General features: G+C 67.3%; 19 protein-coding genes. 18 read left to right on the forward strand and 1 reads right to left on the reverse strand.

Features of this window, described 5'->3' with window-relative positions:
• Positions 1-55: 55 nt before the first annotated feature.
• From secY to rplQ, 18 genes are all read left to right on the forward strand, one after another.
• Positions 56-1,366, forward strand: coding sequence for a preprotein translocase subunit SecY (gene secY / locus AB0F44_RS09290; RefSeq protein ID WP_350660649.1), 1,311 nt, complete (start codon positions 56-58; stop codon positions 1,364-1,366).
• Positions 1,363-1,938: an adenylate kinase gene (locus tag AB0F44_RS09295; protein ID WP_350660647.1), complete on the forward strand. Its 576-nt coding sequence runs from the start codon at positions 1,363-1,365 to the stop codon at positions 1,936-1,938. Before secY ends, AB0F44_RS09295 begins: the two co-directional genes overlap by 4 nt.
• A gap of 30 nt (positions 1,939-1,968) precedes the next feature.
• Positions 1,969-2,784, forward strand: coding sequence for a type I methionyl aminopeptidase (map, locus tag AB0F44_RS09300; protein ID WP_357354721.1), 816 nt, complete (start codon positions 1,969-1,971; stop codon positions 2,782-2,784).
• Between the two features lie 8 nt (positions 2,785-2,792).
• On the forward strand, positions 2,793-3,413 hold the full coding sequence (locus AB0F44_RS09305; RefSeq protein ID WP_357354723.1) for a 4'-phosphopantetheinyl transferase superfamily protein: 621 nt from the start codon (positions 2,793-2,795) through the stop codon (positions 3,411-3,413).
• Positions 3,414-3,684: 271 nt separating this feature from the next.
• Entirely contained in the window at positions 3,685-4,770 is a 1,086-nt protein-coding gene (locus AB0F44_RS09310; RefSeq protein ID WP_357354725.1) for an enterochelin esterase domain-containing protein, read from the forward strand.
• Between the two features lie 30 nt (positions 4,771-4,800).
• Positions 4,801-5,838 (forward strand): LLM class flavin-dependent oxidoreductase, encoded by a 1,038-nt coding sequence (locus AB0F44_RS09315; protein WP_357354727.1) that lies wholly within the window; start codon positions 4,801-4,803, stop codon positions 5,836-5,838.
• A gap of 362 nt (positions 5,839-6,200) precedes the next feature.
• Positions 6,201-7,427: an ATP-binding protein gene (locus AB0F44_RS09320; RefSeq protein WP_357354729.1), complete on the forward strand. Its 1,227-nt coding sequence runs from the start codon at positions 6,201-6,203 to the stop codon at positions 7,425-7,427.
• Between the two features lie 29 nt (positions 7,428-7,456).
• Complete coding sequence (locus AB0F44_RS09325) at positions 7,457-7,906, forward strand: roadblock/LC7 domain-containing protein (RefSeq protein WP_091052410.1); 450 nt, start codon at positions 7,457-7,459, stop codon at positions 7,904-7,906.
• Positions 7,903-8,247: a DUF742 domain-containing protein gene (locus AB0F44_RS09330; RefSeq protein ID WP_350660634.1), complete on the forward strand. Its 345-nt coding sequence runs from the start codon at positions 7,903-7,905 to the stop codon at positions 8,245-8,247. Before AB0F44_RS09325 ends, AB0F44_RS09330 begins: the two co-directional genes overlap by 4 nt.
• Entirely contained in the window at positions 8,225-8,815 is a 591-nt protein-coding gene (locus AB0F44_RS09335) for an ATP/GTP-binding protein (protein WP_141806202.1), read from the forward strand. The genes AB0F44_RS09330 and AB0F44_RS09335 overlap by 23 nt, the downstream gene beginning before the upstream one ends.
• A 34-nt stretch (positions 8,816-8,849) precedes the next feature.
• Positions 8,850-10,103 (forward strand): styrene monooxygenase/indole monooxygenase family protein, encoded by a 1,254-nt coding sequence (locus AB0F44_RS09340; protein WP_357354732.1) that lies wholly within the window; start codon positions 8,850-8,852, stop codon positions 10,101-10,103.
• A 233-nt stretch (positions 10,104-10,336) separates the two neighbouring features.
• On the forward strand, positions 10,337-10,558 hold the full coding sequence (infA, locus tag AB0F44_RS09345; protein WP_011757309.1) for a translation initiation factor IF-1: 222 nt from the start codon (positions 10,337-10,339) through the stop codon (positions 10,556-10,558).
• A gap of 27 nt (positions 10,559-10,585) precedes the next feature.
• Positions 10,586-10,699, forward strand: coding sequence for a 50S ribosomal protein L36 (gene rpmJ / locus AB0F44_RS09350; RefSeq protein WP_008361054.1), 114 nt, complete (start codon positions 10,586-10,588; stop codon positions 10,697-10,699).
• A gap of 151 nt (positions 10,700-10,850) precedes the next feature.
• Positions 10,851-11,228, forward strand: coding sequence for a 30S ribosomal protein S13 (gene rpsM, locus AB0F44_RS09355; RefSeq protein WP_008361056.1), 378 nt, complete (start codon positions 10,851-10,853; stop codon positions 11,226-11,228).
• Between the two features lie 86 nt (positions 11,229-11,314).
• A complete protein-coding gene (rpsK, locus tag AB0F44_RS09360) occupies positions 11,315-11,716 on the forward strand; it encodes a 30S ribosomal protein S11 (RefSeq protein WP_091052417.1) in 402 nt (133 codons plus the stop codon).
• 34 nt (positions 11,717-11,750) lie between these two features.
• The gene (gene rpsD, locus AB0F44_RS09365) at positions 11,751-12,359 is read left to right on the forward strand and encodes a 30S ribosomal protein S4 (RefSeq protein WP_141806200.1); all 609 of its coding nucleotides are present in this window, start codon (positions 11,751-11,753) and stop codon (positions 12,357-12,359) included.
• Between the two features lie 149 nt (positions 12,360-12,508).
• On the forward strand, positions 12,509-13,525 hold the full coding sequence (locus AB0F44_RS09370; protein ID WP_008361061.1) for a DNA-directed RNA polymerase subunit alpha: 1,017 nt from the start codon (positions 12,509-12,511) through the stop codon (positions 13,523-13,525).
• 74 nt (positions 13,526-13,599) lie between these two features.
• Positions 13,600-14,127 (forward strand): 50S ribosomal protein L17, encoded by a 528-nt coding sequence (rplQ, locus tag AB0F44_RS09375; RefSeq protein WP_357354735.1) that lies wholly within the window; start codon positions 13,600-13,602, stop codon positions 14,125-14,127.
• 48 nt (positions 14,128-14,175) lie between these two features.
• Here the strand turns inward: rplQ and AB0F44_RS09380 are convergent, their stop codons facing one another.
• Positions 14,176-14,844, reverse strand: coding sequence for a hypothetical protein (locus AB0F44_RS09380; protein WP_357354736.1), 669 nt, complete (start codon positions 14,842-14,844; stop codon positions 14,176-14,178).
• Positions 14,845-14,854 lie beyond the last annotated feature (10 nt).

A 14,854-nucleotide genomic window follows, 5' to 3' on the forward strand; every position in this document is an offset into this window, starting at 1 on the left:
GTTTTCGCATCGGCGCAGGCCCTGCGACCCCTGATTGTCGAAAGAGGAACCATTCGTGCTTGGCGCGTTCGCATCAGCGTTCCGTACTCCGGACCTGCGCAAGAAGCTGCTCTTCGTTCTCTTCATCGTCGTGATCTTCAGGGCTGGGTCCCAGATCCCGGCTCCTGGTGTTCACGTCGCGAACGTCCAGCAGTGTCTTGACGCGGCTCAGACCGGTGACAGCGCCGGCCTCTACAACCTGGTCAATCTCTTCTCCGGTGGCGCGCTGCTGCAGCTGACGATCTTCGCGCTCGGCATCATGCCGTACATCACCGCGAGCATCATCCTGCAACTGTTGGTCGTGGTGATCCCCCGCCTCGAGCGCCTCAAGAAGGAGGGCCAGGCCGGGCAGACGAAGATCACGCAGTACACCCGCTACCTGACCCTCGGTCTCGCGGTTCTGCAGGCCACCGGCATCGTCGCGCTGGCCCGCTCCGGCGACCTGCTCCAGGGCTGCACCCAGCCGCTGCTGCACGACGACGGCACCGCCACCTTCCTGGTCATGGTCATCACCATGACCGCCGGCACCGCGGTCATCATGTGGCTCGGCGAGCTCATCACCGAGCGCGGCATCGGCAACGGTATGTCGATCCTCATCTTCACCCAGGTCGTCGCCACCTTCCCGGCCACCATGTGGGCGGTCAAGAACGACAAGGGCTGGTGGACCTTCGCGATCGTCATCGTCATCGGTCTGGCGATCATGGCGGCGGTCATCTTCATCGAGCAGGCCCAGCGCCGGATCCCGGTTCAGTACGCCCGCCGCATGGTCGGTCGGAAGATGTTCGGTGGCTCCTCGACCTACATCCCGCTCAAGGTGAACCAGGCCGGTGTCATCCCGGTCATCTTCGCCTCGTCGCTGCTCTACCTGCCGGCGATGGCGGCGCAGTTCAACCAGAACGCGCAGAACCCGCCGGTGTGGGTCGACTGGATCAACAACTACTTCGTCCAGGGTGACCACCCGGTCTACATGGCGACGTACTTCGCGCTGATCATCTTCTTCACCTACTTCTACGTGTCGATCACCTTCAACCCGCCGGAGGTCGCCGACAACATGAAGAAGTACGGCGGCTTCATCCCAGGAATTCGGGCCGGGAAGCCGACCGAGGACTACCTGTCCTACGTTCTGTCCCGTATCACACTGCCGGGCTCGCTCTACCTCGGTCTGGTTGCGCTCATCCCGCTGATCGCGCTGGCGCTCATCAACGCGAACCAGAACTTCCCGTTCGGCGGCACCTCGATCCTCATCATGGTCGGCGTCGCCCTCGACACGGTGAAGCAGATCGAGAGCCAGCTCCAGCAGCGCAACTATGAAGGGTTCCTCCGATGAGACTCATCATCATGGGCCCGCCGGGAGCCGGTAAGGGCACCCAGGCGAAGTTCATTGCCGAGCACTTCGAGATCCCGGCGATCTCGACCGGCGACATCTTCCGCGCCAACGTCTCCCAGGGCACGCCCCTGGGTGTCGAGGCAGCGTCCTACATGGACAAGGGAGAGTACGTCCCGGACTCGCTCACGAACCTGATGGTCCGCAACCGCATCGACGAGCCCGACGCATCCCAGGGATTCCTGCTCGACGGCTACCCGCGCACGCTCGCGCAGGTCGAGGAGCTCGACGGGATGATCAAGTACACCGGCCACGCGCTGGACGCAGTGGTCGTGCTGACGGTTGACAAGGACGAGATCGTGCAGCGGCTGCTGCAGCGTGCCGAGCTCGAGGGTCGCGCCGACGACACCGAGGACGTCATCCGCCGTCGCCAGGAGGTCTACCTCGAGGAGACCGCGCCGCTGATCGAGGTCTACAAGGGTCGCGGCCTGGTCCACGAGATCGACGGCATGGGCGACGTCGACGACGTCACCAAGCGGATCTTCGACGAGCTCGACATCGTCCCTGAGTCCTGAAACAAATATCTTGTACGCAACGGGGGAGCAGTGGGCTTCTTGAACAAGGTCCAGATCAAGACCCCTGAGCAGATCGAGAAGATGCGTAAGGCCGGCCTCGTGGTCGGCGAGACGCTCGAGGTGCTCCGGGCCGCCGCGCGGCCCGGAGTCACCCTTCTCGAGCTCGACGCCATCGCCGAGGACTCGATCCGGTCCCGGGGTGGCGTCCCGTCGTTCAAGGGCTACCACGGCTTCCCGGGCTCGATCTGTGCCTCGGTCGACGAGGTCGTGGTCCACGGCATCCCGGGTTCCCGGGTGCTCGCCGAGGGCGACATCATCTCCATCGACTGCGGCGCGATCGTCGAGGGCTGGCACGGCGACGCCGCGATCACGGTGGCCATGGGCTCGGTGCCCGAGAAGGTCTCCGAGCTGATGCGCGTCACCGAGGAGTCCATGTGGCACGGCATCGCCGCTGCCCGCCTCGGCGGACGGGTCACCGACATCTCGCACGCCATCGAGACCTACGTCGACTCCCAGGGCGACTACGGCATCCTCGAGGACTTCAGCGGCCACGGCATCGGCACCGAGATGCACATGGAGCCGTCGGTGTTCAACTACGGCAAGCCCGGCAAGGGCCCCAAGCTGCAGCGCGGCATCGCGCTCGCCATCGAGCCGATGCTCACCCTCGGCGGCCCAGAGGTCACCACCCTGGATGACGACTGGACCGTCGTGACCGACGACGGCTCCTGGGCGGCCCACTTCGAACACACCTTCGCGCTCACCTCCGACGGCGCCTGGGTGCTCACCGCGCTCGACGGTGGCGAGGAGATGCTCGGCAAGCTCGGGGTGCCCTGGGGCGGTCACTGAGCCGCGCGATGACCGAGATCGTGCGCTTCGCCGCAGTGGCTGAGGTCGACGCCGATCTCGGGCTGCTCACCACCGCGGAGCGGGCGCGCCACGAGCGGCTGGTCGCCGATGCCGACAAGCAGGCGTACGCCGCCGCGCACGTCCTCGTGCGCGAGTGCGCCGCGACGCTGCTCGGCACCTCGCGCGAGGAGATCGTGATCGAGCAGCGCTGCGCTCGGTGCGACAGCACCGAGCACGGAGCCCCGTCTGTGGCCGGTGCCGATGTCCGGGTGAGCCTCAGCCACGCCCGCGGTCAGGTCGCCGCGGTCGCAGCCACCCGACGCTGCGGCATCGACGTCGAGAAGATCTCGCGCGGGCCCGATCGGGCGCTCTCGCCGCGCGAGGTGGCCTGGGTGGCGGGGCAGGACGATGCTGCGTACGCGTTCATGCGGTTGTGGGTGCGCAAGGAGGCGTTGGTCAAGGCCGGCCACGGCAGCATGGCGGCGGCGCGGCGCCTCGATGTGCTTTCCGGCGGGCCGTCCGGCGATGCTCCGGCGGACCAGATCGGAGAGGTCCGGCTCACCCAGTGGGAGGGCTCCGGATTCCTCGGCGCGGTCGCGATCTGTGCCGACATGCGGACCGAAAACTGATAGGAAACTGAACGAATGCCGCTTATCCACGCGTTTGACTAGCGGATATGCGACATCACCTATCAGTTGACAGAGAAAGGGACCTCGGCATCTCGCGTGTCGGCCCCGACTGTGAGTAACTTGGTCAGCCCGCGGGGACAGAGAGAGCCCCGTACTCGGGAGGAAGAACCGGATGAGTACGCAGTTGCGACCACCAACGGCGGCGCGACCCAATCCATCAGCACGGACGCGAAGCGCGATCATCGACCGCCTCAGTCCTGAGGACATCGACATGTTCTGGGACCAGATCGCCACCTCGCTTCCGCTTGTCGAGGAGACGGGCGCCGGCGCAGCAGACGACGACGTGATCGTCACCTTCTGCTGGCGCGATGACGAGGCCGAAGAGGTGCTCCTCTTCGCCAACCGGCTGACCGACGAGCGTCATCTCGCCGAGACGATGCTCGAGCGGAAGGCGGGCACCGACCTGTGGCACGCCTCGTTCCTGATGAAGGGCGACTGGCGGGCCTCGTACTCCTTCCTGTGCAAGCACCCCGGCGAGCCGGCCCCGTGGGAGAGCGGCGGCCAGGTCGAGCTGCGTGCCGTGCTGCACCGCGGCTACCTCGACCCGCTCAACCCCGACTGGTGCCACAACCGCCAGGGCATCAAGCAGTCGGTCGTCTCCCTGCCCGATGCTCCGCTGCAGCCGTGGCTCTTCCGCCGCGATGACGTCGTCGCCGGCACGGTCACTTTGGAAGCGGGCCCCGACGGCCGCGACGTCTGGCTCTATGACCCCGCCGGCGCCGATCTCAACGTCGATCTGCCGCTCGTGATCGCTCTCGACGGTGAGATCTGGACCGACCACCACTCGCTGCCCACCACGCTCGACAACCTGATCGCCGACGGCCACCTCCGCCACGTACGCTGCGTCCTGCCCGCCTCCGGCGGCCGCGACAAGCGGTGGGAGGAGCTCGCCGGCGGCGAGGGTGCCGACTACATCGTCAACCAGCTGCTGCCGTGGGTGCGTGAGCGTCGTGCCGTCACCGAGGAGACGTACGTCGTGGGCCAGAGCCTCGGCGGCGTCACCGCGCTGCGTGCCGGTCTGACCTACCCCGAGTACATCCACGGTGTCGCCAGCCAGTCCGCCTCGCTGTGGCTCGACGACCTCGCGGACGCGGTCACGGCGGACGCGAAGACCCGCGTGCACTTGGCGCACGGCACCCAGGAGTGGGTCCTCGACGAGCTCCACCATGACCTCGTCGACCGTCTGCGTGCCGCTGGGATCGACGTCACCTCCGCCGAGCACAACGGCGGCCACGACTACGCCTGGTGGCGCTCGGCAGTCGCCGACGGCCTGCGCGCGCTGCTGCCGCCGGAATAACCGACGGCCCGGGGCGGGTTGAGACTTCACGTGAAGCTGAGCGTTCTCGACCTCGTCCCGGTCCGTAAGGACCAGTCCTCCGCAGATGCCCTGGCCGCGACGCTGTCGTTGGCGAAGGTGGCCGACGAGCTCGGGTACGAGCGCTACTGGCTCGCCGAGCACCACAACATGCCGGCGGTCGGGTCGACCAATCCGCCGGTGCTGATCTCGCTGGTGGCCGGCGTGACCGAGCGGATCCGGGTCGGATCCGGGGGAGTGATGCTGCCCAACCACGCACCGCTGGTGGTGGCTGAGCAGTTCTCGCTGCTCGAGGCGGCGTTCCCGGGACGGATCGACCTCGGCATCGGCCGCGCGCCGGGGACCGACCCGGTGACCTCCTGGGCGCTGCGTCACGGCGCCGGTGGGGTCAGCGACGACGCGGTCAACCGTTTCCCGGAGTACCTCGACAACATCGTCGCCATGATGGCGCCCGAGGGCGTCGGGCTGATGGCCGGCGGCCGGCAGCACGTGCTGCACGCGACCCCGTCGGCCGCGTCGGTCGCCGAGCTCTGGCTGCTCGGCTCCTCCGACTACTCCGCGCGTCTGGCCGCCGAGAAGGGCCTGCCCTACGTCTTCGCCCACCACTTCGCCGGCAACGGCACCGACACCAAGGCGATGATCGAGCTCTACCGCTCGACCTTCCAGCCCTCCGAGCTCCTCAGCGAGCCGAAGACGTTCCTGACCGTGAACGCGAGCGTGGCCGAGACCTCCGAGGAGGCCGACCGCCGGGCGCTGCCCCAGCTGTTGACCATGCTGAAGCTGCGCACCGGTCAGCCGCTGACCGCGCAGCCCAGCATCGACGAGGCAGAGAAGACGGAGATCCCCGAAGCCCACCAGGGCCTGGTCGACACGATGCGTGGCCGGTGGATCATCGGCTCGGCTGCGTACGCGAAGGCGCGGCTGGCCGGGATGGCCGAGGAGTACGGCGTGGACGAGGTCATGGTGAACCCGGTCGGATCGGCGTACGAGGGGACGGACCCGCGCACCGCGCCGGCCCGTGAGGAGACGCTGCGCCTGCTGGCCGGCTGAGTTGGGTGGCCCCGTAGGATCAGGGCACCTCGTCGCGAGGTGACGGCGCGCCTGAACCACTTGGGACGAGGGACCTAGGACACTGTCTGCTTCTGGGTGCGTAACTCTGCGCTCGCGCACCGGTTGTGCCAGTCTGATCACCGCTCTGTTTCCTTCTCCACATTTGAAAGTGCCGCCTCATGACACGCTGGAGCCTGCGCTGGTTGAAGCGCCGGGGGCCCCAGACTGCGACGCTCGCTGAGCAGTCAGATCCGGGTCTTGCTCGCTCATTCCCTCCGACCGGGGGTCAGGCCGTGCCCTTTCCCCCGATGCCATCGAACCCCGCCATGCCACAGATCTCCTCCACGCCACCACCCCTACAGGTGGAAGAGGAAGAGGCCTGGCCCGAGATCATGGAGCAGTTCGGGCTCCACCTGATCAGCCTCGCCGAGCAGATGCGGATCTCGCTCGACGGGCTCGAAGCCGACGAGGACGACCCCGACCGGCTGAAGCAGCTCTATGAGGTCGACCACGCCGTCACCCGCATGCGGCGCGCGAGCCGCGACATGCGTACGCTCGCCGGCCGCGCCGAGGACGAGATGGGCGGCATCGACACCTCGCTGCTGGACATCATCCGGATGGCGCTGTCGGGCATCGAGCGCTACAACCAGGTCACGATCGGCCGGGTGAGCGACCTCGCCGTCATCGGCTACGCCGCCGACGACGTCTCCTGCCTGATCGCCGCGCTGCTGGACAACGCGACCAAGTACTCCCCGGGTGCGGTGACGGTCAACGTCCACCTGGCCGACGCAGGCGACGTGCTGTTCCGCATCGAGGACACCGGCATCGGCATCCCGGAGCGGTCGGTGGGGCGCCTCAACGCGCTGCTGGCGGGTCCGATCGTGGAGCTGGTCAGCAAGTCCGGGAGCCACACCGGCTTCCCGGTGGTGCACCGGATCGCCCGCAAGTACGACATCGACGTACGCCTCGCCACCCGCCCCGCGCCCGGCAACGGGATGATCGCGATGGTGACGGTGCCGGCCCAGCTCCTCTGCGAGTTGCCGGTCACGCCGCTCGAGCCTGCCGAGCTGCCGAGGGCCTCGAGCGCGAGCAGCGTCGCGGTCCTGCCTCCGGCTCCGCGGCGGCGGGGACCCCATTCCGTACCGCAGCCGGCTGCTCAGCCCGCGCGGATGGAGACGCGACCGTCCTCGCTCGAGCCCGTGCGCCGGCCGGTGCCACCGGCCGCGCACCAGGTCGCACCACAGACCGGGCAGCAGCCTGCGATCCAGCAGCCGGCGGCCCAGTTCGCGCCGCCGCCCACCGAGCAGCCGTCGCCGGATATCTCCGCCGACACCATGAAGACGCCGCTCCCGATTCCCGGTGAGACGGATGGGACGGATGAGACGAACGAGGCCTCCGTGCCCGCTGAGCAGAGTGGCCCAGTAGAGTCGGGCGCGCTCCCGCGCCGGGAGCCGGTCAGCCTGCGCAGCAAGCAGACCGTGCCCGAAGCAGCCGTTGGACCGCAGATGGATGAGTCCTCGCCCGAGGACCAGTCGGCGGCCCGGCACTCCTTCGCCGACGATCTCGACGCGTTCTCCCTTGGTAGCTAAGACCCAGCAGTGAAAGGAACCCTTTCGTAATGGAAAGCCCGGTCGTCCCCCGCGACCCCAAGGAATTCAGCTGGCTGATCGACAACTTCGCCAGCTCCACCCCAGGTGTGACCCATGCGCTCATCGTCTCCTCCGACGGACTCCCGCTGATCGGTGCCGGCGGTATGTCCGCCAACGTCGCCGACCCGCTCGCCGCGATGACGGCCGGAGTGATCAGTCTCGGCAACAACATCGCACGCGAGGTGGGCGAGCCCGGCTGTGACCAGGTGATGTTGAAGTTCCACACCGGACACTTCCTCTTCATGGGCATCGGTGACCTCGCGGGCTTCGCTGTCCTCGTCGGCGCCGGTGCCAACCTCGGCGTAGTCGCCCACAAGATGGCCCAGATGGTCGACGCCGTCGGCCACGTACTCACCCCCCAGATGCGCGACGAGCTGCGCCAGATGACGGTCAGCTCGATGGCGGGGGAGCGCGCGTGAGTCGGAACCCCTGGGTACGTCCGTACGTGCTCACCGGCGGCCGCACCAAGACCAACCACCAGCTGTACGTGCACACGCTGGTCTCGGCGGCGCACTTCGACGCGCGCGCGGCCGCCAAGCTGACGCCCGAGTCGCGCCGGCTCTACGACCGCGTGCGCCTCGGGCCACAGTCGGTCGCGGAGCTGTCCGCACACTGCGGAATCTCACTCGGGGTGACGCGCGTGCTGCTCGAGGATCTTGCCTCGACCGAGCACCTGCAGATCAATGAGGGGGCTTACGACTCCCCGTTCGACCACCGTCTGTTGAAGAGAGTTATCGATGGCCTTTCCGAGCTCGGCTGACCGCCCGGCACTGACCGTCACCTCTGCAAAGCTCGTGATCGCGGGAGGGTTCGGCGTCGGGAAGTCGACCCTGGTCGCCTCGGTCTCAGAGATCCCGCCGGTCAACACCGAGGCGTGGATGACGCAGGCCGGTGAGTCGGTGGACCCGCTCTCGGACGCGAGCGCCAAGACGACCACCACCGTCGCGATGGACTTCGGCCGGGTCACCCTCGCTCCCGACCTGCTGCTCTACCTGTTCGGCACCCCGGGCCAGCCCCGGTTCTGGCCGATGTGGGACGACCTGTGCCGCGGCGCCAGCGGTGCCGTCGTACTCGTCGACACCCGCCAGCTCGACGCGTCCTTCCCGGCGGTCAACTACTTCGAGAACGACACCGACGTCCCGTTCATCGTGGCGGTCAACCTGTTCGACGGGAAGCTGACCCACTCCCTGGAGAAGGTGCGCGACGCGCTCTGCCTCGACGAGCGGACGCCACTGGTGACCGTGGACGCCCGCGACCGCAGGTCGACGGCCAAGACGCTGGTCGCCTGCCTCTCGCACACGATGAAAACCACCCCCACACGCGCCTGAGCCCGGAGGGCGTCCCCACTCCGAAGGAGTTTCATTGCGCAAGATCCTGATCGTCGGCGCCGGACAGGCGGGCATGCAGCTCGCTCTCAGCCTCCAGGCCGAGGGCTACGAGGTGACGGTCATGTCCGCGCGTACGCCCGATGAGCTGCGCGACGGCTGGCCGACGTCGACGCAGGTCATGTTCGACCCTGCGCTGCAGTACGAGCGCGTCTACGACCTCAACCTGTGGGAGGACGAGGCGCCGCGCATCCCCGCGGTCGGCATCTCGGTCAGCCCGGAGCCCGGGGTCCGCGCGCTCAAGTTCGACGGGCCCTGGGAGCCGTACGCCATGTCCGTCGACCAGCGCCTGAAGATGTCCTCCTGGCTGGAGCTGTTCGAGGACCGAGGCGGCCGGATCATCTACCACCCGGTGATGACCTCCGACCTGGCCGGCCTCGCGTCGATGTACGAGCTGACCCTGATCGCGGCCGGCAAGGGCGAGATCGTCGAGCTGTTCGACCGCGACCCGGTCCGGTCCAAGTACGACACCCCCGGCCGCGCGCTCTCGGCCATCTACCTCCACGGCATGGTCGAACCCGACGACTTCCCGGCCGGGAGCATGCGGATCAACGTCGCGCCCGGGGTGGGGGAGCTGTTCGTGATCAGCGCTCTGACCCAGTTCGGGCCGAGCCGGGTCGCATTCGTCGAGGCGATCCCCGACGGCCCCTTCGACTGCTTCTGGGACCGCCCCCGCCCCGACGAGCACCTGCGCCGGCTGCAGCACGTGATGCTCGAGCACATGCCGTGGGAGGGCGAGCTGATGCTGGACTGCGAGCCCACCGACGCCCGCGCCTCGCTCTCGGGCGCCTTCACCGGCACGATCCGCAAGCCGTACGCCGAGGTCGCGGACGACACCTTCGTCTTCGGCATGGGCGACGTCGTCGTCGTCAACGACCCGATCGCGGGCCAGGGCTCCAACAACGCCGCCCACTGCGCCGGGATCTACACCCAGGCCATCCTGGACCGCGGCGACCAGCCGTTCGACCCCGAGTGGATGCAGGCGACCTTCGAGACCTTCTGGGAGACCCGTGCCCAGCACTCGACCGGTCTGACCGACGCGCTGCTCAACCCGCTTCCCGACCACGTGCAGCAGGTGCTCGGCGCGGCCACACAGCACCAGGCCGTGGCGGACCGATTCACCCGGCTGTTCCCGCACCCCGAGGATCTCGGACCGTTCCTCGGCGACCCGGAGGCGGCGCTCGCGTACGTCGCAGAGGTCGCTCAGGCGGACGCGGCCACCCGGGCTTGACGATTAGGGCAATGCTGTTCTAGGGGTCTAGGCTTGGTAGTCGGTCCAACGTGGGTCTGTCTCGTCGTGCCTCGCGGCTGCCCGGTCAGCGCGCTTCTGTGCGCTCGCGGGTGAGACATGCAGATGGCTTCACGAGGTCCACTCCGAACATTCGGAGAGGTTCCCGGACCGCCCGCGGGTCATCCGATCCGTGGTTTGAACGGTAGATGACCGACCAACAGATTGCAGAGGGCATGCCGAAGAAAGAAGGCGTGATCGAGATCGAGGGCACCGTAGTGGAGGCCCTCCCCAACGCCATGTTCCGTGTGGAGCTGAGCAACGGACACAAGGTTCTCGCCCACATCAGCGGCAAGATGCGACAGCACTACATCCGGATCCTTCCTGAGGACCGCGTGGTGGTGGAGCTGTCTCCCTACGACCTGACGCGCGGTCGGATCGTCTACCGGTACAAGTAGCCAGCCGACGATCAAGAAAGGGCTGACATGAAGGTCAACCCGAGCGTGAAGAAGATCTGTGACAAGTGCAAGGTGATCCGTCGCCACGGCCGCGTCATGGTGATCTGCGAGAACCCGCGCCACAAGCAGCGCCAGGGCTGAGCCCAGCTCGCAGCAACAACTGAATATTCGCATCGAGTCGCTAGGACACGTACGTACGTCCGAAGTCACCTCCGGAGCAGAGGCCGGAGCCCGAGGGTGCCACCCCGGGGCGCGACCCGACCGACACCTCTGTCGAAACGTAAGGAACACAATGGCACGCCTCCAAGGTGTTGATCTTCCGCGCGACAAGCGTGTGGAGATCGCTCTCACCTACATCTACGGCATCGGCCGTACCACCTCGCAGAAGCTCCTCGAGGCCACCGGCGTCAACCCGAACACCCGGGTGCACGCTCTGGCTGAGGACGAGCTGGTCAAGCTCCGTGACGAGATCGAAGCCCAGGGCATCCAGACCGAGGGTGACCTCCGTCGTGAGGTCCAGGCTGACATCCGTCGCAAGATCGAGATCGGCAGCTACCAGGGTCGCCGCCACCGTCAGGGCCTTCCGGTCCGCGGCCAGCGCACCAAGACCAACGCTCGCACCCGCAAGGGCCCGAAGCGCACCGTCGCCGGCAAGAAGAAGGCCAAGTGATCCGACGCCTGTACCGGATTTTTCCGGGCAGCGTTGATCCGGCTTTCGCCTCGATCTCACAGACCAGCCAACACAGGAGTTAATGCATGCCTCCGAAGACCCGACAGGGTGCGACGAAGGTTCGTCGCAAGGAGAAGAAGAACGTCGCTCAGGGCGAGGCCCACATCAAGAGCACGTTCAACAACACGATCGTCACGATCACCGACCCGACCGGTGCGGTGATCTCGTGGGCCTCGGCCGGCACCGTCGGTTTCAAGGGCTCGCGTAAGTCCACCCCGTTCGCCGCTCAGATGGCCGCGGAGGCCGCTGGCCGTCGCGCGATGGACCACGGCATGAAGAAGATCGACGTCTTCGTGAAGGGCCCGGGCTCGGGCCGCGAGACCGCGATCCGCTCCCTGGGTGCGATCGGCCTCGAGGTCGGCACCATCCAGGACGTCACGCCGGCCCCGCACAACGGTTGCCGTCCGCCCAAGCGCCGCCGCGTTTGATCCCCACCGAGACATAGAAGGAGACTGAAGAGTAATGGCCCGTTACACCGGACCCATGACCCGCAAGTCGCGCCGTCTCGGTGTCGACCTTGTCGGCAACGACGCGGCGTTCGAGAAGCGCCCCTACCCTCCCGGCCAGCACGGCCGCGGCCGCATCAAGGAGAGCGAATACCTCCTCCAGCTTCGTGAGAAGCAGAAGGCTCGCTTCACCTACGGCGTGATGGAGAAGCAGTTCGCTTCCTACTACGCCGAGGCCCACCGCCGCGGTGGCAAGACCGGCGACAACCTCCTGGTGCTCCTCGAGGGCCGCCTGGACAACGTCGTCTACCGTGCCGGCTTCGCCCGCACCCGCCGCCAGGCCCGCCAGCTGGTCGTTCACGGCCACTTCCTGGTCAACGGCAAGAAGGTCAACGTGCCTTCGTTCCAGGTCTCGGCTCACGACGTCATCGACGTTCGCGAGAAGTCGCTGGAGATGACCCCGTTCATCGTGGCTCGCGAGACCCACGGCGAGCGCGTCGTCCCGGCCTGGCTCGAGGCTGTCCCGAACCGGATGCGCATCCTGGTTCACCAGCTCCCCGTCCGGGCTCAGATCGACGTCCCGGTCCAGGAGCAGCTGATCGTCGAGTACTACTCGAAGCTCTGATCAGACCCACGCAGTAACCACGGTGAGTCCCCGGCGTTCAAACTTCACAGAAGACGTACGCCGGGGCCTTGCCGCCCCCACAGCCTTCCGTCATCACCCCTTGAAGTTCGGGTCCGTCAAATAGCGGTCGGCCCGGAAAGGACAAATCAGTGCTTATCGCACAGCGCCCCACCCTGTCGGAAGAGTCCGTCGAGGAGTTCCGCTCCCGCTTCGTGATCGAGCCCCTCGAGCCGGGCTTCGGTTACACGCTGGGCAACTCTCTTCGCCGCACCCTGCTCTCCTCGATCCCCGGTGCTTCGGTCACCTCGATCAAGATCGACGGCGTCCTCCACGAGTTCTCGACCATCGAGGGCGTCAAGGAAGATGTCACCGAGATCATCCTCAACCTCAAGGGTCTGGTCGTCTCCTCGGAGCACGACGAGCCCGTCACCATGTACCTGCGCAAGTCCGGTGCCGGTGACGTCACCGCTGCCGACATCGCGCCGCCGGCCGGTGTCGAGGTGCACAACCCCGACCTGAAGATCGCGACGCTGTCCGACAAGGGCAAGATCGAGCTCGAGCTCGTCGTCGAGCGTGGCCGTGGCTACGTCTCCGCCGTCCAGAACAAGGGCGCCGAGAACGAGATCGGCCGCATCCCGGTCGACTCGATCTACTCGCCGGTCCTCAAGGTCAGCTACAAGGTCGAGGCCACCCGTGTCGAGCAGCGCACCGACTTCGACAAGCTCGTCATCGACGTCGAGACCAAGCCGTCGATCGCTCCCCGCGACGCGATCGCCTCGGCCGGTAAGACCCTGGTCGAGCTCTTCGGGCTGGCCCGCGAGCTGAACGTCGACGCCGAGGGCATCGACATCGGCCCGTCGCCGGTCGACGAGCAGCTCGCCGCCGACCTCGCCCTCCCGGTCGAGGACCTGCAGCTGACCGTTCGCTCCTACAACTGCCTCAAGCGCGAGGGCATCCACACCGTGGGTGAGCTCATCTCGCGCTCGGAGCAGGACCTGCTCGACATCCGCAACTTCGGCGCCAAGTCGATCGACGAGGTCAAGCTGAAGCTGCACGAGATGGGCCTGTCCCTCAAGGACAGCGCTCCGGGCTTCGACCCGTCCGCCGCCCTCGCCGCCTACGGCGACGATGACGACGACGCGTTCGTCGAGGACGAGCAGTACTGAGTTTCCACCAAAACCGCCCCGTGAGGGGCGTCTACCCCGGTACCTGATACGGCCGGAGAGAAGGAGCAGGCACGATGCCTACCCCGAAGAAGGGTGCCCGTTTCGGCGGCTCGCCCGCGCACCAGAAGCTGATCCTCTCGAACCTCGCCACCGCGCTGTTCGAGAACGGCCGCATCACCACCACCGAGGCCAAGGCCCGGCACCTCCGCCCCGTCGCGGAGAAGCTGATCACCAAGGCCAAGAAGGGTGACCTGCACAACCGTCGCGAGGTTCTCAAGACCATCCGCGACAAGTCCGTCGTGCACACCCTCTTCACCGAGATCGCCGAGCAGTTCGCGGAGCGTCCGGGTGGCTACACCCGGATCACCAAGATCGGTCCCCGCAAGGGCGACAACGCTCCGATGGCTGTGATCGAGCTCGTCAACGAGGCCTACGAGCCGAAGACCAAGGCTGCTCCGGCTGCCGCGGCTCCGGTTGAGGCCCCCGTCGAGGAGGCCCCGGTCGAGGAGACCGCCGCCGACGAGACCGAGGTCGTCGAGACCGAGGCTGCTGCCGAGGAGGCTCCCGCCGAGGAGACCACCACGGACGAGGCCAAGGCCTGATCTGGTTCTGAACTGTGGCCCGTCACCCGCGAGGGTGACGGGCCACTGTCATTTTCCGGCGACCGGCTCGGATCGGGCCAGCAGCCAGCAGATGACTCCGCCGACCACCATGACCACGGTCGTCGCGACGGTCGAGAGGGCCGAGAGCAGTTGCGCGGCGGCGATGTTGTCGAGCGACATGGCCGGCGCCAGCGCGAGCGACAGCGGCACCTGCACCACGATGAGCAGCACGTAGGTGATGGGCAGCCCGATCAGCCAACGACGGCCGGCCCAGGCAGCACATCCCCAGCCGGCCAGCACCAGCATGAGGAACAGCGGTCCGAGAAAGCCGATGACGGCTGGGTTGTAGAAGTCCAGCAGTCTGATGAGGCCGTACCAGAACACCGTGCTCAACAGCCAGGAGAGCATCGGCAGCACGATGCCGAGGAGCTGGCCCGTCGGGGTGCGGGCGATGTACGCTGCGCCACCTGCCACCACGGCGTACAGCAGCGCGTTGAGCACGATGGTCACGATGTTGGAGATGGACATGCTGGCGATCGTGCCGCCGAGGAAGTACGTCAGGGCGAACCCGATCAGGGCGATCGCGATCTGCAGGATCAGCACGGCGACGATCACGGCGATGGTGGCGCCCATGGTCGATCGAGGGGCGGACCCGGTGGCGTGGGTCGGTGGCAGCGGCGTCGGGGGCGGCGGGGGAGGCGGCGCGGCGTGGCTCATGGCAGGCAGC

The organism is Nocardioides sp. NPDC023903 (assembly GCF_040639295.1).
Classification (GTDB): domain Bacteria; phylum Actinomycetota; class Actinomycetes; order Propionibacteriales; family Nocardioidaceae; genus Nocardioides.

Bases quoted from the DNA above. Each gene is read 5' to 3' on its own strand.
- rpsK (WP_091052417.1), top strand. From the start codon at position 11,315: ATGCCTCCGAAGACCCGACAGGGTGCGACGAAGGTTCGTCGCAAGGAG.
- rplQ (WP_357354735.1), top strand. From the start codon at position 13,600: ATGCCTACCCCGAAGAAGGGTGCCCGTTTCGGCGGCTCGCCCGCGCAC.
- AB0F44_RS09335 (WP_141806202.1), top strand. From the start codon at position 8,225: ATGGCCTTTCCGAGCTCGGCTGACCGCCCGGCACTGACCGTCACCTCT.
- rpsD (WP_141806200.1), top strand. From the start codon at position 11,751: ATGGCCCGTTACACCGGACCCATGACCCGCAAGTCGCGCCGTCTCGGT.
- AB0F44_RS09325 (WP_091052410.1), top strand. From the start codon at position 7,457: ATGGAAAGCCCGGTCGTCCCCCGCGACCCCAAGGAATTCAGCTGGCTG.
- AB0F44_RS09305 (WP_357354723.1), top strand. From the start codon at position 2,793: ATGACCGAGATCGTGCGCTTCGCCGCAGTGGCTGAGGTCGACGCCGAT.
- rpsM (WP_008361056.1), top strand. From the start codon at position 10,851: ATGGCACGCCTCCAAGGTGTTGATCTTCCGCGCGACAAGCGTGTGGAG.
- AB0F44_RS09380 (WP_357354736.1), bottom strand. From the start codon at position 14,844: ATGAGCCACGCCGCGCCGCCTCCCCCGCCGCCCCCGACGCCGCTGCCA.
- infA (WP_011757309.1), top strand. From the start codon at position 10,337: ATGCCGAAGAAAGAAGGCGTGATCGAGATCGAGGGCACCGTAGTGGAG.
- rpmJ (WP_008361054.1), top strand. From the start codon at position 10,586: ATGAAGGTCAACCCGAGCGTGAAGAAGATCTGTGACAAGTGCAAGGTG.
- AB0F44_RS09310 (WP_357354725.1), top strand. From the start codon at position 3,685: ATGTTCTGGGACCAGATCGCCACCTCGCTTCCGCTTGTCGAGGAGACG.
- AB0F44_RS09295 (WP_350660647.1), top strand. From the start codon at position 1,363: ATGAGACTCATCATCATGGGCCCGCCGGGAGCCGGTAAGGGCACCCAG.